A 21,786-nucleotide genomic window follows, 5' to 3' on the forward strand; every position below is an offset into this window, starting at 1 on the left:
TCCCTAGACTTGGGCCGCGCTTCGTGCGCGGCCTTTTTTTGTCCGCGGCCAGCCCGAAGGGCGCGCGGCGGCCGGCGCGGGTCAGGAGGTCGCGGGCGCCGCCCGGCCCGACCACCCGAGGTCGCGGGAGATGGCGTCGGCCGTCTTCAGCAGGGCCGCTCGCAGGCTGTCCTGGACGCCGTCGTTGTGCATCACCATGTCGGGGCCGCTGACGTTGATCGCCGCCACCACCTGTCCGACGTAGTCGCGGATGGGGGCGGCGATGGCCGTCGAGTAGTCGGAGTAGTCGAGCGCCCAGCCGGCCCGGCGGTCGGCGGCGATGCGTTCCTTCAGTTCGAGCAGCGTCTGCGGCGCCGGCGGCGGATAGCCGTCGATGCGCACGCCCTTGTAGAGGGTGGTCAGGTCGTCGTCGTCCAGCGCGGTCAGCAGGACGCGGCCCATGGCGATGGTGTGGCAGGGGAAGCGCGATCCCACCGGCACGTTCACCGAAATGCGCTGCGGCGCCAGGGCGCGGTAGATGTAGATGGCTTCCGTGCCTTCGCGAACCGCCATGTGGCTCGACATGCTGGTGTCGTCGCGCAGGCGGTTGATGTAGGGCACGGCCACCTGGAGGATTTCGCGCCCGGCGAGGAAGCTGAAGCCGCGCGACACCACCTGCGGCCCCAGTTCATAGGTGTTGCGGCCCGTCTTGGTCAGATACCCCATCTCCGTCAGCGTGAAGACGATGCGGTAGATGGACGACGCGCTGACGCCCAGGTGGGCGGCGAAGTCGGCCGTGGTCAGCGACCGGCGCTCGGCGGAGAACAGCTCCAGCACCCGCAGGGCCTTCTGCAGTGCCGGAACGATGTAGGGGCCTGCCGGCTCTCTGGTGTTCTCTTCCAAGGACGTCGTCTCGCGGTGGTGGGCGGAAGGGGTTGCAGGGGAGCCGGCGCATCGGTCCGCCGACACGAAGCGGGAGGCCCGAGGGCCTCCCTGCCGTGTGCGTTGATCTATGCGAGGGCCGCCCGTCTGGCAAGCAGCGTGTTGCGTCCCAACACCACCACGACCACCGTCCCGGCCGCCGCCACGGCCCACGGGTTGCTGCCCACCAGGACCAGCCCGGCCAGGGTCAGCAGAACCTTGTCGAGCGTGCCGAGCGTCGTCTTGAAGTAGCCGATGTAGGCCGCCGACAGGGCGACGATGCAGGTGATGCCGGACCCCAGCGCGAGCAGGAACTCGCTCCAGGTGAAGTCCACGAACAGCAGGCTCGGGGCATAGATGAACATGAACGGCACCAGGGCCTTGCCCATGGACAGGCGGAAGGCGGTCAGGCCGGTGCGCATGGGGTCCGACCCCGATATGCCGGCACCCGCATAGGCGGCGAGCGCGACCGGCGGCGTCACGTCGGCCAGGACGCCGTAGTAGAAGACGAAGAAGTGGGTGGCGACCAGCGGCACGCCCAGCTCGTTCAGCGCCGGGGCGGCGATGGAGGCGAGGATGATGTAGGTGGGTGTCGTCGGGATGCCGGCGCCCATGACGATGCAGGCGAGGCCCACCAGCAGCAGGCCGACGAACAGGGTCGCCGCCGTCGTGGTGATGGTGCCGGTGGGGTCGACCGCCGACAGCCACAGGCCCGTCGCCTCGGCCAGCTGGATGACGGCGCCGGAGAACTTGAAGCCGAGGCCGGTCAGCGTGGTGACGCCCAGGATGAAGCCGACGCAGGCGCAGGCGGCGGTGATGGCGATGGAATGCTGCGCGCCGCTCACCAGGCCTTCCTTCAGGCGGTGCGGCGTCAGCACCGACGAGGTGTCCAGGCTGCCGATCTTCAGGGCCTTGGTGAGGAGCGGGATGTAGGAGCAGACGACGGTGAGGATGATGCCCCAGAACGCCGACAGGAACGGCGTGTACTGCATCAGCAGCAGGGTGACCATGGCCACCAGCGGGATCAGCAGGTGCCACGACCGCTTCAGCACGTCCAGGATCTGCGGGATCTGGTCCTTGCTCATGCCTTCGAGGCCGAGGCGGCGGGCCTCCAGGTGGACCATGCACAGCGTCGCGAGGTAGTGGAACGCCGCCGGCACGATGGCGATGAGGATCAGCTCGTTGTAGGGAATGCCGAGCATCTCGGTCATCACGAAGGCCGAGGCGCCCATGATCGGCGGTGTCACCTGGCCGCCGCACGACGACGAGGCCTCGACGGCGGCGGCGAACTTGGGCGAGAAGCCCTTGCGGATCATCATGGGGATGGTGAAGGCGCCGGTCGTCACCGTATTGGCGATGGGCGAGCCGGAGATCATGCCGAAGAAGCCCGACGACACCACCGAGACCTTGGCCGGGCCGCCGGAATAGCGGCCGGCGAGAATGGTCGCCAGCTCGATGAACAGCTGGCCGAGGCCGGACGCCTGCGCCAGCACGCCGAACAGGACGAAGTGGAAGACGTAGGTGGCGACGACGCCGATGGCGACGCCGTAGATGCCTTCCGTGCCCAGGTACAGGTGGTTGACCATGCGGATGATGTCGTAGCCGCGGTGCGCCAGCATGCCCGGCAGGTAGGGGCCGAGCACGGCGTAGAGCAGCGCCGCCGTCCCGATCACCGGCAGCGTCTCGCCCATGGTGCGGCGGGCGGCTTCCAGTACCATGACGATGGCCAAGAGGCCCATGATGTAGTCGAGCGGGCTGGGGAAACCGGCGTTGGCGATGAAGATGTCCTCGAAGAACACCACGAGGTACAGCGACGACGCCATGCCCGCGACCGCCAGCGGCCAATCGACCACGGACAGCCGGTCGCCGAGCCCGCCGAGCGCCCGGATCGGCAGTGCCGTCAGGGCGATGATGCCGACCACGCCCATCAGGCCCCACAGCGCCAGATCCGGCACCTGTCCGCTCAGGGTGTCGACCAGCTGCCATGCCAGGAACATGTAGAAGGCGGCGAAGGCCAGCCCGAAGCCCCAGGCGCGCGGCGTGCCCGTGCCCTTCTGGCGGGGGAAGAACAGGAAGACGAGCGGCAGGATGAACGACATGTGCACCGACCGGTGCATCACCTCGTTCAGCAGCCCGAAGCCGGCCGTGTAGACGTGGAACAGGCTGATGGCGATGCAGGCGACCGTGGCGATGGCGCCGGTCGAGCCGGTCAGGCGGCGGAAGTTGACCTCGTTGTCGTACTTCCGGACCAGCTCGTCCGCCTGTTCGGCGGAAATGTGATGGAAGCCCTGATCGTCCACCATTTCCGGGCGGCCGGCATCGCGGGACGGGGCGTGGGGCGGGCGGGGCGCCTCAAGGCTCATGGTGGGTCTCCTCTCAGCGGCCCACGCCGGGCCGAAGGGGTGTCGGACAGGGGGCGGGGCGCAGGTACAGGGCCTGATCGCTCCACTGGTTCAGATCGACCGTCCCACCAGCCGCGTGCAGACGGTTGCGGTACTCGGCGTCGGTGCGGACGACCAGCCGCGGGATGGCGCGGTCCATGGTCAGGCGGAAGCGCCCGTCCTCGTGCTCCCAGGCCAGGCCCCCCGGTTCGTCGGCGCCGGAGGGAAGCCCCTGCCCGTGGGCGACGAAGATCTCGGCGGTCTGGCGAATGGCGCCGTCGGCGTCGAGGACGTATTCGTCGCGCACCGGGGTGAGCGACACGGAATGGATGAAGGACAGCGCGAAGGCGCCGTCCGGCCCGAGAGGAACCCGCGCGAGCGGCTCCTCGTGCGGGTGGGTCAGGACGTCGAGGTGCGGCACGCAGGCGGCCGCCGCGGGATCGGTGGCAGGGGTCGGCATCGGTCCGGCGCAGCCGGCCAGCACCGCGAGCAGCAGTGCCGGCCGGAACACACGGGCGACGGCCTCCTTACTTGACGAGGCCTTTTTCACGGTAGTACCGCTCGGCGCCGGGGTGGAGGGGGACCGAGATGGACTCGAGGGCGCTTTCCAGGGTGATCTCCTTACCCTTCACGTGCACCTTGGCGAGCGTCTCGGTGTTCTCGTACAGCGCCTTGGTCAGGGCGTAGGCGAGGTCTTCCGGCAGGTCCGCATGGGTCGCCCAGATGGCGCGCACGGCGATGGTCTGCACGTCCTTGTCGAGGCCCTTGTAGGTGCCGGCCGGCAGGGTGGCGCGGGCGTAGTAGGGCTGAACCTTCAGCAGCTCGTCGACGGCCGGGCCGGCGATGGGCAGGACGGTGATGTCGTGGGCGTTGGCCAGCTCGGTGATCGAGGCGGTCGGCGCACCGGCGGTGATGAGCGAGGCGTCGAGGTTGCCGTCGGCGATCTTCTCGGCCGACTGCGAGAACGACGAATAATCCTCGCTGACGTCTTCGCGCTTCAGGCCGGCGACGTTCAGCAGGTCGCCGAGCAGCTGCCACTGGCCGGACCCGGGGGAGCCGGAGGACACGGAGTGGCCCTTCAGGTCCTCGAAGGAGGACATGCCGGCGCCGGTGCGGGCGACCAGCTGCACGGTTTCCGGGTAGAGGGCGCCGAGGGCGCGGATCTTGTCCTGCGCCTTGCCGTCGAACTGGTTCTTGCCGTGGTAGGCGGCGTCCAGGATGTCGGCGGCCACGAAGGCGGTCTCGATCTCGCCGCGCCCCAGAAGGCCGGCGTTGGCGACCGAGGCGTTGCCGGTCTCGGCGGTGGCCGACAGCTTCTTGTCGCCCAGGTCGACGGTGTTGGAGATGAGCTGCGCCAGCATGCCGCCCAGCGGATAGTAGGTGCCGCCGGTGCCGCCGGTGGCGATGCCGACGAAAACGCGCTCGGCGGCGGTCGCCGGGGCCGCGACCGCGAGGGTCAGGGCGGCGACGGCGCAGGCCCGGATGATGCTCTTCTTCATCAGTCCTTCACTCCTCTTGTCCCGGTTGAGCCTCCGACCAGGCCCCCCACCCGTGGCGACCATGGCGAGCACCGGCGCGGGGACGACGCGCCGACGCGGAAGGGCGACGGCGTTACGGCACCGGCGACGACCCCACGAGTCGGTCGCACAGCAGCGCCGCCACCCGCGCCCCGAGCCCCTGCGGATCGACCGCGGGATTCAGTTCGGCGAGGTCGGCCAGCGCAAGCTTCGGACCCTGGGGACCGCGGGCGGCGAGAACGCGATCGATGACGGCCTCGATCACCTCCAGCGGCACGCCGCGCGGCGCCGGGGCACTGACCGCCGGCATGACGGCGCCGGGCAGGACGTCGAGGTCGAGCGTCAGGTGAACGAGGTCGCACTCGGCGACGAAATCGGAGACGAAGGCCAGCGTCGCGTCGAGGTGCCGCACGGTGCAGTCCTCGTCCAGCCGCCAGCGCGTCCCGGTCGCCGCCGCGCGCTCGAACAGGGCGGCGGTGTTGGCGGTGCGGCTGATGCCGACGCAGGCATAGCGGAAGGGCGCGCCGCGTTCGGTCAGATCGTCGTGGATCTGGCCGAAGGGCGTGCCGGAGGACGGGCCGGCGGCGCCGACGCGGCGCAGGTCGAAATGGGCGTCGAGGTTGAGAATGCCGATGCGGGCGTCGGGCCGGGCGCCGCGGGCCCAGCGGTCGAGCCCGCCGAACGAACCGTAGGCCGTCTCGTGGCCGCCGCCCAGCACCACCGGGCGGTGCCCTTCTTCAAGCATGACGGCGACGGTGGATGCCAGCGCCTCCTGCGCGGTCTCCAGGGCGTCGCCGTGGCAGCGCACGTCGCCGAAGTCCCACACGCCGGGCGTCTCGTGCCGCCACGCCAGATTGGCGAGCGCGCGGCGCAGCACGACGGGGCCGGCAGCGGCGCCGCGCCGACCCTGGTTGCGGGCGACGCCGGCGTCGCAGGCGAAACCGACGAGGGCAGGGAGGGGCTGGCGCGCCTGGCCGGGTTCGATCCGGCGCACCCGATGATGCCAGCGCACGGCGAGCGCACCGTCCTCGGGGTCGGTGCGTCCCGTCCAATTGTGATGTTCATTTTCATATATGAACATCGACGGCGGATGTTGCGCCAGTGCCTCGCCCATTCTGCCCTTGGTTTTCGTTGGTTACATTCAGATTTAAAATATATCCGTCATTGCACGGAGGGCGCAACGATTCTGTCCGTTGCGGTCGAAACGTTTGCTCGGTCAGCCCATGCGTTCGGAGGCGTAGCTGCCGGGGCTGGCGGGGAAGACCACCGTCTTGCCGCCGTTCAGGAAGACGCGCTTGTGGATGTGGGCGTGGATGGCGCGCGACAGCACCTGGCTCTCCACGTCGCGGCCGAGGGAGATGTAGTCCTCCGGCGACTGGGCGTGGGTGACGCGCACCGTGTCCTGCTCGATGATCGGGCCTTCGTCGAGGTCGGCGGTGACGTAGTGCGACGTCGCGCCGATCAGCTTCACGCCGCGTTCGAAGGCCTGCTTGTAGGGGTTGGCGCCCTTGAAGCTGGGCAGGAAGGAATGGTGGATGTTGATGATCCGCCCCGACATCTGCTGGCACATCTCGTCGGACAGGATCTGCATGTAGCGCGCAAGCACCACGAGGTCGGCGCCGGTGTCGCGGATGATCGCCATCTGCCGCGCTTCCGCCTCGGCCTTGGTCTGCCTGGTGACGGGGATGTAGTGGAACGGGATGTCGTGGTTCACCACGACCTTCTGATAGTCCAGGTGGTTGGAGACGACGCCGACGATGTCGATGGGCAGGGCGCCGATGCGCCAGCGGTACAGGATGTCGTTCAGTCAGTGGCCGAAGCGCGACACCATGACGATCACCTTCGTCTTCACGGCGTCGTCGTGGAAGGCGTGGTCCATGCCGAAGCGGTCGGAAATGGCGGTGAAGCCGTCCCGCAGATCCTCGATCGTGCTGCCCGTCTGGCTGGTGACGCTCACCCGCATGAAGAAGGTGCCGGTCAACTGGTCGTCGAACTGGGCGCTGTCGGTGATGTTGCAGCCGCTGTCCGCCAGATAGGTGGAGATGGCGGCGACGATACCGCGGGTGGTCGGGCAGCGCACGGTCAGGGTGAAGCGGTCCCCGGCCGCGACGGCCGCCGCCGCGGCCGGCGCGGGAGTGGACAGGACGGTGGTCATGGCGTGAGTCCTTCGGGTTCGGGCAGGTCGTGCAGACGGCAGGCGGCGGTCAGGGTATTGGCCAGCAGGCAGGCAATGGTCATGGGGCCGACGCCGCCCGGTACCGGCGTGATGGCGCCGGCGACTGCGGCGGCCGAGGCGAAGTCCACGTCGCCGCGCAGGACGGAGCGGCCGTCCGCCAGCTGCACCCGGTTGATGCCGACGTCGATGACGGTGGCGCCGGGCTTGATCCAGGCGCCGGGGATCATCTCGGGCCGGCCGACGGCGGCGACGAGGATGTCGGCGCCGCGGCACACCGCCGCCAGATCGGCGGTGCGCGAGTGCGCGACGGTGACGGTGGCGTTGCGCCGCAGCAGCAGCTGCGCCATGGGCTTGCCGACGATGTTGGAGCGCCCGACCACCACGGCCGTCTTGCCCGACAGGTCGGGGCCATGTAGGTCGTCGAGCATCATCAGGCAGCCGAGCGGCGTGCACGGCACCAGCGCCGCCTGCCCGGTGGCGAGTCGGCCGACGTTGAGGACGTGGAAGCCGTCGACGTCCTTCTCGGGCGCGATGGCTCCGATGACGGCGTCGGCGTCCAGGTGGGCCGGCAGCGGCAACTGCACCAGGATGCCGTGGACCGCCGGGTCGGCGTTGAGCCGCGCCACCAGGTCGAGAAGCTCCGCCTGCGTCGTGTCGGCGGCGAGACGGTGGCTGAACGATGCCATGCCGGCCTCGGTGGTCTGGCGGCCCTTGTTGCGGACGTAGACCTCGCTCGCCGGGTCTTCGCCCACCAGCACCACGGCCAGACCCGGCGTGACGCCGTGATCGTCCTTCAGGCGGGCGACGTGGCCGGCGACGCGCGCCCGCAGGGCGGCGGCGAAGGCCTTGCCGTCCAGGCGGCGGGCCTGGGGCTCGGGAACGGTCATGGGAAAACCTTTCGGTCGCGGGAGACGGAGCGCGCCGCCGTCAGCAGCGCGTGATGCAGGGATGCCGCCGCCGACCGCGGGCCGTAGGCGCCGTAGCGGCGGCCGGCCTCGCGGCACTGCACAAAGCAGCCGAGGTGGTCGATGGCGGTGCGCTGGACCGTGGCGGCGGGCATGCGGCCGAGGTCGAGGGCGCACAGCCGCTCGAACAGGGCGAGGGCGTGCTCGCCCTCGACGTCGAAGCGGACCCAGGCGTCGCTCTGCTCGGTCACCGAGCCGGCGTCGTCCACCACCGCCTTAAGGCGGTCGGGGAGGTCTTCGTGGGTGGCGTAAGGCGCCTCGACCATCCATTGGCCGGGGCCGGTCCAGAACACGCCGTAGGGACCGGTGCCGGCCCAGCCGGCCACCGGCGGCAGGGCGACGCCGAGCAGGGCCTCGGCGGTGGCGGCGAGCGCGGCGTCGCATCCGCGGCGGCAGGCGAGGGAGGCCAGCGCCACGTCCGGCACCTCGGTGATGGTCAGGCCGCCGACGCTGTCGACGCGGGGCGTGCGGGCGCCGAGGGCGGTCAGGGGCAGGAGGGCGTGGTCAGGCACGGAGCTTCTCCCCGTCGGGGTCGACGAAGTGGGGAACGACGACTTCCACGGCGACGTCGGTGCCGCCCAGCGGGTCGACGGCGCGGACGATCTCGCCGATGCGGCCCTCGCCGCCGGCCAGGAAGCCGAGCCCGATGGCGCTGCCGACGTGCGGTGAGAAGGCGGCCGAGGTGACCCACCCCTCGTCGCTCGCGGCGGTGGTCGGTGCCCCGCGCGCCAGCAGGTGGGCGCCGGCCACCACGGGATCGGCGGGGTTCACCGGGCGCAGGCCGACCAGCCGCAGCGGCACCGGCCCGTCCAGCGCCTCGCGGCGGGACAGCACGGCGCCGATGCTGTCCTTCTTGCTCGACACCATGCGCCCCAAGCCAAGCATGCGGGCGGTGGTCTGGCCGTTGATCTCGTTGCCGGCGGCGTGGCCCTTCTCGATGCGCAGCACGCCGAGGGCTTCGGTGCCGTAGGGGGTGACGCCGAGGTCCGCGCCCGCCGCCATCAGCGCCCGCACCAGGGCGTCGCCGTAACGGGCGGGAACGGCCAGCTCGTAGGCCAGCTCGCCGGAGAAGGAGATACGGAACAGCCGCGCCCGCAGGCCGCCGCAGACGGTGACGGCGGCACAGGCCATGAAGGGGAAGGCGTCGTTGGACAGGTCGGTGGTCGGATCGACGACGCGGCGCAGCAGGTCGCGGGCGCGCGGGCCGGCGACGGCGATCTGCGCCCAGGCGTCGGTGGTGGAGATCACCTGCACGTCGAGGTCCGGCCACAGGCACTGACGGCAGAACTCCATGTGGCGGAAGACGGCGACGGCGTTGGCCGTGGTGGTGGTGACGACGAAGTGGTCCTCGGCCAGGCGGGCGGCGGTGCCGTCGTCCTTGGCCATGCCGTCCTCGCGCAGCATGAGGCCATAGCGCACGCGGCCCACCGCCAGCTTGGCCATGCCGTTGCAGTAGATGCGGTCGAGGAAGCTGGCGGCGTCAGTGCCCTGCACGTCGATCTTGCCGAGGGTGGTGACGTCGCACACGCCGACGGCGCTGCGCACGGCCAGAACCTCGCGGTCGACGGTCTGGCGCCAGTGGGTCTCGCCGGGGCGCGGGAAATACTGGGCGCGCATCCAGGTGCCGACCTCGACGAACACCGCGCCCTGCTCCGCGGCCCAGGCGTGGGTGGGCGTCAGGCGGCGGGGCCGGAAGTCGTCGCCGCGCGACCGTCCCGCCAGGGTGCCGAGCGCCACCGGCGTGTAGGGCGGGCGGAACATGGTGGTTCCGACCTCGGGGATGGGCTTGCCGGTCAGCTCGGCCATGATGGCGAGGGCGCCCATGTTGGACGTCTTGCCCTGGTCGGTGGCCATGCCGAGGGTGGTGTAGCGCTTCAGGTGCTCGACGGCGCGGAAGCCTTCCTGGTGGGCCAGTTTCACGTCCTTGACGGTGACGTCGTTCTGCTGGTCGAGCCACGCCCGCCCGGCGTCGGACGCGACGTGCCAGAAGGCGGTGATGCCGGCCGGCGCGTCCTCGGCGCGCGGCAGGGCAGGGGCGGTGGCGGCGACACCCAGGTCGGCGAGCGCGGCGAGGGCGCCGGCCGCTCCCTCCCGCAGGGCGCCGGCGGTGGAGAAGGTGCCGGCGGCGGCGCCCGCCACGGCGAGGCCGGGCGGCAGGTCGGGGCCGGGCACGAAGGCGGCGATGGCGGCGTCCCAGCGCGGCCGGGCGCCCTGGTGGCAGGTCAGATGGACGGCCGGGTTCCAGCCGCCCGACACGCCGAGGGCGCCGCAGGAGACCTTGCGGGTGCCGCCGTCGGCGGTGCGGACGGTGATGCCGGTCAGGCCGAGGCGGCCGGCGGTGCCGACCACCTGCGCACCGGCCAGGACCTCGTAGTCGGGCGAGCGCGGCGCGTCGGATCGCACGTCGATCACGGCGGCGATCTCCAGGCCGTGGGCGTGCAGGTCGCGGGCGGTGCGGTGGCCGTCGTCGCTGTTGGTGAACACCGCCACCCGACGCGCCACGGCGGCGCCCCAGCGGTTGGCGTAGGCGCGCAGGGCGCCGGCCTGGAGGATGCCCGGACGGTCGTTGTCGGCGAAGGCGATTGGGCGCTCGGTGGCGCCGGCGCACAGCAGGGCGCGGCGGCTGTAGATGCGCCACAGGATCTGGCGCGGCATGCCGGGCTCGGGCACCGGCAGATGGTCGGCCACCCGCTCGACGGCGCCGTAGACGCCGTGGTCGAAGGCGCCGACGACAGTGGTGCGCGGCATCACCCGCACCGTCGGCAGCGAGGCCAGTTCGGCCAGGATGGCGGCCACCCAGTCGGCGGCGGGGGCGTCGTCGAGCGTCAGCGTCTCGGCATTGAGGCGGCCGCCGAGGCGGAAATCCTCGTCGGCCAGGATGACCCGCGCCCCGGCGCGGCCGGCGGTGAGGGCGGCGGCGAGGCCGGCCGGGCCGGCGCCGATGACCAGCAGGTCGCAATGCAGGAAGCCCTTGTCGTAGACGTCGGGGTCGTCCTGCATGGACAGGCGGCCGAGACCGGCGGCCTTGCGGATGGCCGGCTCGTAGACCTTCTCCCAGAACGACCGCGGCCACATGAAGGTCTTGTAGTAGAAGCCGGCGGTCAGGAACGTCGACAGGCGGTCGTTGACGGCGAGCGCGTCGAAGCGCAGCGACGGCCAGCGGTTCTGGCTTCGCGCCGTGAGCCCGTCGAACAGTTCCGCCGTGGTGGCGCGGGTGTTGGGCTCGCGCCGGGCGCCGTCGCGCAGTTCGACCAGGGCGTTGGGTTCCTCCGACCCGGCCGACAGAGGGCCGCGCGGCCGGTGGTACTTGAACGAGCGGCCCATGAGGCGCACGCCGTTGGCCAGCAGCGCCGAGGCCAGCGTGTCGCCGGGATGCCCCTGATAGGTGCGGCCGTCGAAGGTGAAGGTCAGGACGCGGGAGCGGTCGATCAGGCCGCCGCCGGCCAAGCGGTTGGTCTGGCTCATCGGCTGCGCCCCTGGGCGCGGGCGACGTCGCTCGCCAGTTCGGCGCGCAGGATGCGGTGGGTCACGGTGTCGCGGGTGACCACCAGCCACGAGCGGTCGCCCTGCTCGTGGTACCACAGCTCCTGATGCTCGCCGGCCGGGTTGTCGCGCAAGTAGGCGTAGTCGTGGAAGGCGTCGGCGGCGTCTTCGGCCAGGCCGTCGGGGCGGTCGATGAGGCGGGCGTCGCCCAGATAGACGAATTCCTGGGCGTCGCGCGGCCCGAGCAGCGGATGGGGAATGATCATCGCGGCGGCGTCCTCAGTGCAGGTTGGGCTGCGCGCCGACACCCTTCTCGTCGATCAGCGCGCCGGTGCGGAAACGATCGAAGCGATAGGCGGTGGCGGTGGGATGGGGTGTGTCGGTGGCCAGCAGGTGGGCGAAGGCGAAGCCCGAGGCGGGCGTGGCCTTGAAGCCGCCGTAGTTCCAGCCGCCGTTGAAATAGAGGCCCTCGATGGGCGTGCGGTCGATGATGGGCGAGCCGTCCATGGACATGTCGACCAGCCCGCCCCAGGCGCGCAGCAGCCGCGCCCGGCCGATCATCGGCATCAGCGCCATGCCGCCTTCCACCACGTCCTCGATCATCGGCAGATTGCCGCGCTGGGCGTAGGAGTTGTAGCCGTCGATGTCGCCGCCGAAGACCAACCCGCCCTTGTCGGACTGGCTGACGTAGAAGTGGCCGGCGCCGAAGGTGATGACGTTCGGCACCACCGGCTTCAGCCCCTCGGTGACGAAGGCCTGCAGGACGTGGCTTTCGATGGGCAGCCGCATCCCCGCCATGGCCATGACCCGGCTGGAACTGCCGGCGACGGCGGTGCCGACCTTGGCGGCGCGGATGGGGCCGCGCGTCGTCTCGACGCCGCGGATGCGGCCGTTCTCGACGATCATGCCGGTGACGGCGCAGTTCTGCAGGATGTCGACGCCGAGCGCGTCGGCGGCGCGGGCGAAGCCCCAGGCGACGGCGTCGTGGCGGACGGTGCCGCCGCGCCGGTGCAGCAGGCCGCCGCGGATGGGGAAGCGGGCGTCGTCGAAGTTCAGGAACGGCACCATGGCGCGCACCTGCGCGCGGTCGAGCAGTTCGGCGTCGGAGCCGTGCAGGATCATGGCGTTGCCGCGCCGGCGGTAGGCGTCGCGCTGGGCGTCCGAATGGTAGAGGTTCAGGATGCCGCGCTGACTGACCATGGCGTTGTAGTTCAGTTCCTGCTCCAGGCCCTCCCAGAGTTTGAGCGAGAACTCGTAGAACGGCTGGTTGCCGTCGAGCAGGTAGTTGGCGCGCACGATGGTGGTGTTGCGGCCGACGTTGCCGCCGCCGATCCAGCCCTTCTCCAGCACGGCGATGCGCTTGGCGCCGAACACCTTGGCGAGGTAGTAGGCCGTCGCCAGGCCGTGCCCGCCGCCGCCGATGACGATTGTGTCGTATTCGGCCTGCGGGGCCGGGTCGCGCCAGGCCGGCCGCCAGCCGCGATGGCCGGTCAGACCTTCCTTCAGGACCTGGAAAATGGAATAGCGCACGCTCGGACCCTCCGTGGGTGACGGGGAAGAGTGTGGCATGCGCCGCCCGACGGTGTTGTTCCGTTATTGACTTCTGCTATCCCGAAAATGACATTCGGCCCGTGTTCGGCGTCGCGGAGGCTCGGCCGTGCGGATCGGCTTCATCCTGATTGACGGCTACGCCCTGATGTCCACCTCGGCGGCGGTGGAGCCCCTGCGCGCCGCCAACCTGCTGGCCGGGCGGACGCTCTACGACATGCGGTTTCTCTCGGTGGGCGAGACGACAGCGCGCGCCTCGGCCGGAGCGTTGTTCGAGACGGTGCCGCTGGCCGAGGCCGGAACCGACTTCGACGTCGTCTTCGTCGTCGCCGGCGGCAATCCCTTCGCCGTGCGCGAGCCGGCGCTCGACGCCTACCTGAAGCGCCTGGACGCCCGGCGGGTGCGGCTCGGCGGGATCTCAGGCGGCGCGGCGATCCTGGCGGTGTGCGGGCTGATGCAGGGGCGGCGCTTCACCGTCCACTGGGAGCACATCGAGCCCCTGCGGGAGATGTCCGACCGCTTCCTGCTGGAGCGCACGCTGTTCGTCATCGACCGCGATCGTCTGACCTGCGCCGGCGGCGTGGCGCCGCTCGACATGATGCACGCCCTCATCACCGCCGACCACGGCATGGACCTGGCGCGCGCGGTCAGCGACTGGTTCATCCACACGCGGGTCCGTCCGTCGCAGGACCCCCAGCGGGCAGGGCTGGAGGAGAAATACAACGTCCACCACCCGTCGCTGCTGGCCGCCATCGAGCTGATGAACAGCCACATCGCCGATCCCCTCGGGCTGGACCATCTGGCGGAGTTGTCGGGCCTGGGCCTGCGGCAGTTCCAGCGGCTGTTCAAGGATCGCCTGGGCGTGACGGTCATGGCCTTCTACCGCGACCTGCGCTTGGCGAAGGCGGAGGACCTGCTGCGCCAGTCGCCGCTGTCGATCCTGGAGGTCGGGCTCGCCAGCGGCTTCCCCAACCCGGCCCACTTCGCCCGCTGCTATCGCGCCCGCTACGGCATCAGCCCGAGCGACGTGCGCCGACCGCGCGACGCGGAAGCGCCGCGGCGGACCCGCTGAGCCGCTGATTCCCACCACGTGAGATTCTTTCGCCACCGATCCCACATAATGGGATTTCCGAGTGTTGCACTTTGACGCTCTCGCTGGTGCCGAACATCCTCGGCCTCCGGGACAGCAGCAGGAGGACGCCGAGTCACACCGCGTGGTCATGCTTTCCGGAGGGACCAGAGGCATCGGCGCCGCCATCGCCGAGCGGCTGTTGGGCGAGGGCCTGCGTCCCACCGTGATCGACGAGGGCGGCCGCTGCGGCGGGCGGATCTACCGCCAGCCGCCGGAGGCGCGCCGCCGCCCGGGCCGTGGCTCTCGTCAGATGCTCGCGATGGCTTCGAGCGATTCCGGCAGGATCTGCCCGCCGTCGACGACGATGGTCTGGCCGGTGATGTACGCGGCTTCCTCCGACGCGAGGAAGAGCGCCGCATGGGCGATGTCCTCCACCCGTCCCAGGCGCTTGAGCGGGATGGATGCGGCCATGGTCGCCAGGTAGTCCTCGCCCAGGCCTTCCAGGCCTTCCGTCACGATGTTGCCGGGCATGACGGCGTTGATGGTCGTGCCGTAGCGCGCCAGTTCCATGGCCGCCGTCTTCAGGAAGCCCAGCTGCCCGGCCTTGGACGCGCCGTAGTGGGCCCAGCCCGGAAACCCGGTCACCGGGCCGGTGATCGACGAGGTCACGACGACGCGGCCGGTGCCGGCGGTCTCGAAGTACGGGATGCAGGCCTTGACGCTGAGGAAGGTGCTCTTGAGGTTGCACGCCATCACCGAGTCCCACTCGGCGGGGTCCATGTCGACCATCTTCGTCTGCGGGAACATGCCGGCGTTGGCGCACAGGATGTCGACACCGCCGTAGGCCGCCGCGGCGGCGTCGACCATGGCTTTCACCTGATCCCAGTCCGACACGTCGCACAGGTGCATGCGCGCCGTGCCGCCGGCGGCCTCGATCTCGCCGACGGTGGCGGCGGCGTCCGCCTCGCCGCGCGCGACGACGGTCACCTTGGCGCCGCGGGCGGCGAAGACCCGCGCGATGCCTTTGCCGATGCCCTTGGACGCGCCGGTGACGATGCAGCTCTTGCCTGCGATGGACGTCAGCATGTGGGGGATTCCTCCAGCTTGGGACTGCGGTTCTGGTCTGCGGTCGGGGTGGTGGTGGCCGGGGCGGCGGCCTCCCGCGGCCCGGCGGAGCGCAGCAGGCGCACGGCGGCGGGGGCGATCAGCGCCACTGCCAGCACGCCCGCCGATGCGGCGACGCTGAGGATGCCGAGCGTGGGGACCAGCGGCGAGTATCCGGAGACCATCTTGGCGTAGAGCCACTCGGGGAGGGTGCTGTCGGCGCCGGTGGTGAAGAGGGAGAGCGGGAAGTTGCCCCAGCTCAGCAGGAACGAGAAGAGGCCGGCGGACACGACGCCCGGCAGCAGCAACGGAAAGGTGATGTCGCGCAGGATCTGCCAGGTGGTGGCGCCCATGTCGCGGGCCGCTTCCTCGAGCGTCGGGTCGAAGCTGTAGGCGCGGATGGAAATGACCAGGGTGGCGATGGGCGAGATCCACACCAGGTGCCCGACCACCGCGGTCTGCCACGACGGCGTGACGCCGAGGGCGTTGAACCACATGAGGAGCGCGAGGCCGAGCACCGTCTGCGGGAAGAAGATCGGCAGCAGGATCAGCTTCTGGAACAGCCGGCGGAAGCGCCAATGGTAGCGCGCGAAGGCGAGCGCGCCGAAGAAGCCCACCACCATGCTCACCACGGTGACGATGCCGGCCACCTTGAGCGACACCAGCAGCAGGCTCTGGACGGTGTCGCTGGCAATCGCCTCGCCGTACCACTTGGTGTCGTAGGCGCGGATGGGAAACGTCAGGTAGCGGGCCTTGGACACGGAGGCGAAAGCGACGGCCACCAGCGGGAGATAGAGGAACGCGAGGGCGGCGACGCCATACAGCAGCAGCGCCCCGCGGGTCAGTCGTCCGGTCTGCATCAGCGTCGCCTCCCCATGATGGCGTCCAGGTCGACGCGGCTGACCCCGTACAGGGCGACGCTGCCGATGATGGCGATGAGGACCATGGCCAGCGCGGATCCGAGCGGCCAGTTCTGGCCGTAGGTGAAGGCCGTCTCGACATCGTCGGCGATGACGATGACCGCCTGACCGCCCAGCAGCTTGCTCTCGGCGATGGCGCCGGCGGCCAGCACGAAGGTCAGCAGGCTGCCCACCATGATGCCGGGCGCGGCGAGCGGCAGGTCGATTTCCCACAGGATGCGGGCCCGGCTGGCGCCCAGGTCGGCGGCGGCGTTGCGCGCATCGTCGGGCACCATGGCGATGCCCTGCGCCAGCGGGAACAGCATGAACGGGAAGTAGACGTAGACGAGGCCGAAGACGATGACCGGCACGTTGTAGAGCAGGCCGTCGAAGCCGGTTCCCGTCATGTGGCGCAGGGTGCCCTCCACCATGCCGCCCTTCATGAAGGTCAGCACCCAGCCGAACAGGCGGATGTTCTCCGACACGAACAGCGTCATGACGACGCCGACGGTCATCACCAGCGTGAAGCGGCGATAGACCTTGGCCATGGCGAAGGCGAGCGGCCAGCACACCACGAACAGGATGAGCGTCGCGGCGACGGCCATGCCCAGCGACCACGCCAGTGAACTCCAGTAGCCCTGGCGGAAGAACTCGGCATAGGCCGAGAAGTCCGGCACGTTCCACAGCGAGAACACCTTGGCCGGCATGATCGAGAAGGCGGCCACCACCACCAGCGGCGCCAGGAAGGTCGCCGCCAGCAGGGTGGCGAGCGGGGTCGCCGCGAGGAGGCCGAGACGGCGGTCGAGACGCTCCATGCCTCAGTCCTCCGCGATCAGGTGGCACTTGTCGAGGTTCCAGCCGAGCGTCACCTCGGTCCCCATGGCGCCGCCGAAGCGGTTCTCGCGCAGGGTCTCGACGACGATCCGGCCGCCGTGCGACGGCTCGACCTCGTACTGGATGCGGGAGCCGAGGTCGAACGCCGCCCGCATTCGGCCGGTCAGGGTGATGTCGGGGGCGGCATCGTCGGCGCCGAGGCCGCCGGCCGGCAGGAACTTCACGTTCTCCGGCCGCACCATGAGCGTCCCGCGCGGCACGCCGTCGAACGGCGCGCGGCCCATGGCCGACGGCGCGACGGCGAGGCCCGCGGCCTCCGACAGCGAACCGCCGCGGACCGGGAACAAGTTCACCTCACCCATGAACTCGGCGACGAAGCGGCTGACCGGGCGGGAATAGATGACGTCGGCCGGGGCGATCTGCTCGAAGCGGCCCTGGCGCATGATGGCGATGCGGTCGGACATCGCCATGGCCTCTTCCAGGCTGTGGGTGATGTAGATGAAGGTCTTGCCGGTCCGCTCGTGCAGGTCCTTCAGTTCCTTCTCCAGCGTCTTGCGCAGGCGGTAGTCGAGCGCCGAGAGGGGCTCGTCGAAGAACAGGATCTCGGGATCGAAGGCGAGCGCGCGAGCGAGCGCCACGCGCTGCCGCTCGCCGCCCGAACACTGGGTGACGCGCTTGCCGTAGTAATTGCGGGGCAGGCGCAGGAGGTCCAGAAGCTCCAGCGCGCGGGCGCGCCGTTCGTCCGGCGAGACGCCGCGGATCTTCAGCGGAAACTCGATGTTCTGGCCGACGGTCATGTGGGGGAACAGGGCCAGCGACTGGAACACCATGCAGGTCGGGCGCTGGTTGGCCGGCACCGTGTCGATGCGGCGGTTGCGCAGCCAGATCGTCCCTTCGGTCGGCTCGTCCATGCCGACGAGCAGGCGGATGAGGGTGGTCTTGCCGCTGCCCGACGGGCCGACGATGGCCAGGAACTCGCCCTCCATGACCTTGAGGTCGATGCTGTGGAGGGCCACGAAGTCGCCGAACTGCTTGTAGAGGCCGGCGATGTGAAGGATCGGTTGTTCGGTCATCCGGGGGCGTTCCGAACTGGAGGGAAAGATCGGGCCGGGAGGGGGCGGCGGTCCGGACGGCGACGGCGCGGCCGCCCGTCCGTCCGGACCCGGTGCCTCAGCGCTTGGCCGCGTTGTAGACCTTGATGAGCTCGTCGTAGGAGGCGACGGCGCGGTACTCGACGGAGCGTTCCATCTCCTCCGGCAGGCTGTCCCACTGGATGGAGTCGAGTTCCTCGGCGTTCCACAGGGCGAAGGTGTCCGGGTCGCCCATCTGGCAGACCGGGTTGTAGGTGCCTTCGGCGAAGCCCACCGCCTTGCAGATCTCCGGCTTCTGGACGAACTCCAGGAAGTCGGCGGCCAGGTCGCTCGGGTCGGGGTTGTTGACCAGCGACGTCAGCTCGACCCAGACGACGCCGCCCTTGCCGCCGATGGGGCCGGACTTGGGCGTGATGCCGCGGATGTTGCTCATGCCGTCCAGGCGGGCCGGGCTGGCGGTGTAGGTGCCGCCGGTGAAGTAGGCGTCGATCTCGCCGTTGACCAGCGCCGTGTTCATGGCGACCAGATCGTCCGACCGCATGCGGGCGCCGCCGAAGATGGTTTCCGCCGTCTTCTGGAAGGTCGCGATCCCCGCTTCGTCCATGGGCTCGAAGGGGTTCTGGTCGCCCGTCAGCGCCATGTGGATGACGTTCCAGTTGTCGTAGGTCAGGACGCCGAAGCGGTCCTTCATGGCGGGGTCGAGGAACAGCTTCCAGCCCTGGTCCTCGGCCATCTCGCGGCTGATCTTGTCGGTGTTGACGACGAACGAGAACGGGCCGTAACGCTGCGGCATGCCGATCAACTCGCCGTCCTCGGCGAAGGCCAGCGGGTAGGCGGGATTCTTGAACTCGGGCGAGAACTTCTCGAAGTAGGGCAGGAACCGCTCCTTGCTCAGCGGCTTGATGAGGCCGGCCGGATACAGCTGCCCCTGCGCCCACGGCTGGTTCAGGTTGATGAGGTCCCAGACGTTCACCTCGCCGGCCCGCAGCTTGTTGATCATGTCCGGGTCGGACGTGCCGCTTTCGGCGCGCAGGGTGGCGCCGGGGTTCAGGTCGCGGAACGGGCCGAGCACGTCGTCCGTGTTGTAGCCCTCCCAGCACAGGATGTTCAGGCGATCCGTGCGGGCGGCGCGGGCAGGACGGCCCAGCGGGCCGAGGGCGGCGAGGCCGGCGAGGGCGGCGGCGCCGCGGCCGAAATCCCGGCGAGAGAGCTTCATGACACATCCTCTCCTGTTTTGACCGACGACGGGGCGGCGGCCAGCGCAGGCCCGCCCGGATGTGCGGCGAACGCCCGCTTCGGCATCTCGCACTGCAGCATCTGGGTCCATGATTTCCCGAAAGCGCGGCGGGTGCAACGCAAAAATGTTGGAAGTTCCGCATTTTTGAGTGTAGCTTCCAACAATCGTTGTTGCGACGCAGAAGGACGCCCGCCGATGACCGTGCTCTACGACGACGCCATGGTGGATCTGCTGACGGATGGTGCGCGCGCGGTCGCGGGGCATTGGGGTCTGCCCGCCGACGCGCCGGTGCGCCTTCTGACGGTGTCGGAGAACGCCACCTTCCGGGCCGATCCGGCGGACGGGGCGCCGGTCATTCTGCGCGTCCACCGGCCGGGCTATCACACGCGGGCGGAGATCGAGTCGGAACTGGCGTGGATCGGGGCCTTGCGGGCCGCCGGCGTGGTCGACACGCCGGAGCCGCTGCGCGGGGCCGACGGCGGCCACCTCGCATCCTTCGTCCTGGCCGGTGAGGAACGCCTGGTCGCCGCCTTCACCTTCATGCCGGGCGCCGAGCCGGCCCCCACCGACGACCTGCGCGACGGCTTTCACAAACTGGGCGGCATCAGCGCCAGGCTGCACCACCACACGCGGTCGTGGCCGGCGCCCAAGGGCTTCGTGCGCAAGACCTGGGACTTCGACACGACGGTCGGGCCGCGACCTCACTGGGGCGACTGGCGGGCCGCCCTCGGATTGACGGCGTCGGGCGCGGCCCTGCTGGAGCGCACGTGCGACGTGCTGCACCGGCGCCTCGCCGCCTACGGCACCGCCGGTGACCGCTTCGGCCTCATCCACGCCGACCTGCGCCTCGCCAACCTGCTGATCGACGGTGACCGTCTGGGCGTCATCGACTTCGACGACTGCGGCTTCGGCTGGTTCGGCTACGACTTCGCCGCCGCCGTCAGCTTCTTCGAACACGACCCGGTGGTGCCCCGATTGCAGGAGGCATGGGTCGCCGGCTACCGCGAGGTGGCGCCGCTCACCGCCGAGGACGAGGCCATGCTGCCGACCTTCGTGATGCTGCGCCGGTTGCTCCTCACCGCCTGGATCGCCAGCCACTCCGAGACCCCGACGGCCGCCGCCGCCGGGGGTGCCGCCTACACCGATGGAACCCTGGTCCTCGCCGACCGGTTCCTGTCCGCTGCCTGACGGCCCATCGTCGCCCGGCCGCATGGCCCTGTTCCAAGGGAGCCGACCGTATGTCCACCGCAAAAGCCCGCCAGATCCTCGACATGAACGCTTTCGACCCGCGCGCGGGCGATGCGGCGGCGAGCCCGCTCCTGCGCCGGCGCCAGGAGAACTACGGCGCCGCCTCGGTGCTGTTCTATCGCGAGCCCATCGAAATGGCGCGCGCCAGCGGGTGCTGGATGGAGGCGGCCGACGGAACGCGCTATCTCGACTTCTACAACAACGTCCCGTCCGTCGGGCATTGTCACCCGCGTGTGGTGGCGGCCGTTTCGCGCCAGATGGCGACGCTCAACATCCACACCCGCTACCTCAACCCGCTGATCGAGGATTACCTGGAGCGGCTGAAGGGCCACCTGCCGGCGCATCTCGGCAACGTGGTCATGACCTGCAGCGGCAGCGAGGCCAACGACCTCGCCATGCGGATCGCCACCCGCACCACCGGGGCGTCGGGGTTCATCGTCACCGAGACCGCCTACCACGGCAACACGCGCGCGGTGACGGAGATTTCACCCTCCGCCCTGAAGCAGGGGGCACCGCCGCCGCATGTGCGCACCGTGCCGGCCCCCAGCCGGGCCGCCTACGGCGACGACGTCGCCGGCGGCTTCGCGGCGGCGGTCGCGGCGGCGGCGGCGGCCTTGGCGGAAGACGGCCACGGCGTGGCGGCGCTGATCTGCGACTCCATCTTCTCCAGCGACGGCGTCTTCGCCGACCCGCCGGGCTTCCTGGCCGCGGCGGTGGCGGCGGTCCATGGCGTCGGCGGGCTGTACGTGGCCGACGAGGTGCAGCCCGGCTTCGCCCGCAGCGGCGATGCCTTCTGGGGCTTCCAGCGCCACGGCGTCGCGCCCGACATCGTGACCATGGGCAAGCCCATGGGCAACGGCTACCCCCTGGCCGGGCTCGCCGTGCGGCCCGAGCTGCTGACGGCCTTCTGCGAGGACGTCGGCTACTTCAACACCTTCGGCGGCAATCCCGTGGCCTGCGCCGCCGGCCTGGCGGTGCTCGAGGTGATCGAGGAGAGCGGCCTGCAGGCCAACGCCCGCGACGTCGGCGGTTACCTCGGCGACCGCCTGCGGGCGCTGTCGGCACACGATCCGCGGATCACCGACGTGCGCGGGGCGGGGCTGTTCATCGGGGTGGACCTCGGCCGCGCCGACGATCCGGCGGTGCCGGACGCGGCGCTTGCGTCCGCCGTCATCAACGGCTTGCGGGACCGGCGCGTGCTCATCGGCGCCGCCGGCCGTTACGGCCATACGCTGAAGGTCCGGCCGCCGCTCTGTCTCAGCCGCGACGAGGCCGACTTCTTCGTCGAGGCCCTCGCCGACGCCCTCGCCGCGCTGCCGCCGGGGTGACGC

Annotated in this window: 20 protein-coding genes; 3 read left to right on the forward strand and 17 right to left on the reverse strand. The window is 70.5% G+C overall.

Going from position 1 to position 21,786, the window contains the following annotated elements:
- Positions 1 to 81: 81 nt before the first annotated feature.
- From CRP50_RS05120 to CRP50_RS05170, 12 genes are all read right to left on the reverse strand, one after another.
- Positions 82 to 882, reverse strand: coding sequence for an IclR family transcriptional regulator (locus tag CRP50_RS05120; RefSeq protein ID WP_097277919.1), 801 nt, complete (start codon positions 880 to 882; stop codon positions 82 to 84).
- Positions 883 to 989: 107 nt separating this feature from the next.
- Positions 990 to 3,263, reverse strand: coding sequence for a TRAP transporter permease (locus CRP50_RS05125; protein WP_245913377.1), 2,274 nt, complete (start codon positions 3,261 to 3,263; stop codon positions 990 to 992).
- A gap of 13 nt (positions 3,264 to 3,276) precedes the next feature.
- Positions 3,277 to 3,792, reverse strand: a complete 516-nt coding sequence (locus tag CRP50_RS05130; protein ID WP_097277920.1) for a DUF1850 domain-containing protein — start codon at positions 3,790 to 3,792, stop codon at positions 3,277 to 3,279.
- A 16-nt stretch (positions 3,793 to 3,808) separates the two neighbouring features.
- Complete coding sequence (locus tag CRP50_RS05135) at positions 3,809 to 4,780, reverse strand: TAXI family TRAP transporter solute-binding subunit (protein ID WP_097277921.1); 972 nt, start codon at positions 4,778 to 4,780, stop codon at positions 3,809 to 3,811.
- Between the two features lie 112 nt (positions 4,781 to 4,892).
- The gene (gene hutG, locus CRP50_RS05140; protein ID WP_097278344.1) at positions 4,893 to 5,879 is read right to left on the reverse strand and encodes a formimidoylglutamase; all 987 of its coding nucleotides are present in this window, start codon (positions 5,877 to 5,879) and stop codon (positions 4,893 to 4,895) included.
- 135 nt (positions 5,880 to 6,014) lie between these two features.
- Positions 6,015 to 6,605, reverse strand: a complete 591-nt coding sequence (locus CRP50_RS26415) for a formyltetrahydrofolate deformylase (RefSeq protein WP_322090845.1) — start codon at positions 6,603 to 6,605, stop codon at positions 6,015 to 6,017.
- Positions 6,606 to 6,953 carry an ACT domain-containing protein gene (locus tag CRP50_RS26420; RefSeq protein ID WP_322090842.1) on the reverse strand — a complete coding sequence of 116 codons (348 nt, stop codon included), beginning with the start codon at positions 6,951 to 6,953 and terminating at the stop codon, positions 6,606 to 6,608. It abuts the gene before it with no gap.
- Positions 6,950 to 7,861, reverse strand: coding sequence for a bifunctional methylenetetrahydrofolate dehydrogenase/methenyltetrahydrofolate cyclohydrolase FolD (folD, locus tag CRP50_RS05150; RefSeq protein WP_097277922.1), 912 nt, complete (start codon positions 7,859 to 7,861; stop codon positions 6,950 to 6,952). Before folD ends, CRP50_RS26420 begins: the two co-directional genes overlap by 4 nt.
- Complete coding sequence (locus CRP50_RS05155) at positions 7,858 to 8,451, reverse strand: sarcosine oxidase subunit gamma (protein WP_097277923.1); 594 nt, start codon at positions 8,449 to 8,451, stop codon at positions 7,858 to 7,860. The genes folD and CRP50_RS05155 overlap by 4 nt, the downstream gene beginning before the upstream one ends.
- On the reverse strand, positions 8,444 to 11,404 hold the full coding sequence (locus CRP50_RS05160; RefSeq protein ID WP_097277924.1) for a sarcosine oxidase subunit alpha family protein: 2,961 nt from the start codon (positions 11,402 to 11,404) through the stop codon (positions 8,444 to 8,446). Before CRP50_RS05160 ends, CRP50_RS05155 begins: the two co-directional genes overlap by 8 nt.
- The gene (locus CRP50_RS05165) at positions 11,401 to 11,688 is read right to left on the reverse strand and encodes a sarcosine oxidase subunit delta (RefSeq protein WP_097277925.1); all 288 of its coding nucleotides are present in this window, start codon (positions 11,686 to 11,688) and stop codon (positions 11,401 to 11,403) included. Before CRP50_RS05165 ends, CRP50_RS05160 begins: the two co-directional genes overlap by 4 nt.
- A 13-nt stretch (positions 11,689 to 11,701) precedes the next feature.
- Positions 11,702 to 12,952: a sarcosine oxidase subunit beta family protein gene (locus CRP50_RS05170; RefSeq protein ID WP_097277926.1), complete on the reverse strand. Its 1,251-nt coding sequence runs from the start codon at positions 12,950 to 12,952 to the stop codon at positions 11,702 to 11,704.
- A gap of 127 nt (positions 12,953 to 13,079) precedes the next feature.
- On the opposite strand from CRP50_RS05170, the gene CRP50_RS05175 reads away from it, so the two are divergent.
- A complete protein-coding gene (locus CRP50_RS05175) occupies positions 13,080 to 14,042 on the forward strand; it encodes a GlxA family transcriptional regulator (RefSeq protein ID WP_176525036.1) in 963 nt (320 codons plus the stop codon).
- A gap of 306 nt (positions 14,043 to 14,348) precedes the next feature.
- On the opposite strand, the gene fabG is transcribed toward CRP50_RS05175, so the two are convergent.
- From fabG to CRP50_RS05200, 5 genes are all read right to left on the reverse strand, one after another.
- Entirely contained in the window at positions 14,349 to 15,128 is a 780-nt protein-coding gene (gene fabG, locus CRP50_RS05180; RefSeq protein WP_097277927.1) for a 3-oxoacyl-ACP reductase FabG, read from the reverse strand.
- Complete coding sequence (locus CRP50_RS05185; protein WP_097277928.1) at positions 15,122 to 16,006, reverse strand: ABC transporter permease; 885 nt, start codon at positions 16,004 to 16,006, stop codon at positions 15,122 to 15,124. Before CRP50_RS05185 ends, fabG begins: the two co-directional genes overlap by 7 nt.
- Positions 16,006 to 16,860 carry an ABC transporter permease gene (locus CRP50_RS05190; protein ID WP_097277929.1) on the reverse strand — a complete coding sequence of 285 codons (855 nt, stop codon included), beginning with the start codon at positions 16,858 to 16,860 and terminating at the stop codon, positions 16,006 to 16,008. The genes CRP50_RS05185 and CRP50_RS05190 overlap by 1 nt, the downstream gene beginning before the upstream one ends.
- 3 nt (positions 16,861 to 16,863) lie before the next feature.
- Positions 16,864 to 17,952: an ABC transporter ATP-binding protein gene (locus tag CRP50_RS05195; RefSeq protein WP_097277930.1), complete on the reverse strand. Its 1,089-nt coding sequence runs from the start codon at positions 17,950 to 17,952 to the stop codon at positions 16,864 to 16,866.
- Between the two features lie 97 nt (positions 17,953 to 18,049).
- Entirely contained in the window at positions 18,050 to 19,186 is a 1,137-nt protein-coding gene (locus CRP50_RS05200) for an ABC transporter substrate-binding protein (RefSeq protein WP_097277931.1), read from the reverse strand.
- Between the two features lie 216 nt (positions 19,187 to 19,402).
- Between CRP50_RS05200 and CRP50_RS05205 the strand changes: the two genes are divergently transcribed.
- Together CRP50_RS05205 and CRP50_RS05210 are read left to right on the forward strand one after the other, a co-directional pair.
- Positions 19,403 to 20,395: a phosphotransferase enzyme family protein gene (locus CRP50_RS05205; protein WP_097277932.1), complete on the forward strand. Its 993-nt coding sequence runs from the start codon at positions 19,403 to 19,405 to the stop codon at positions 20,393 to 20,395.
- Positions 20,396 to 20,445: 50 nt separating this feature from the next.
- A complete protein-coding gene (locus tag CRP50_RS05210; protein ID WP_097277933.1) occupies positions 20,446 to 21,783 on the forward strand; it encodes an aspartate aminotransferase family protein in 1,338 nt (445 codons plus the stop codon).
- Positions 21,784 to 21,786: the final 3 nt, after the last annotated feature.

It is taken from the genome of Caenispirillum bisanense, assembly GCF_900230255.1.
Classification (GTDB): Bacteria; Pseudomonadota; Alphaproteobacteria; order Rhodospirillales; family Rhodospirillaceae; genus Caenispirillum; species Caenispirillum bisanense_A.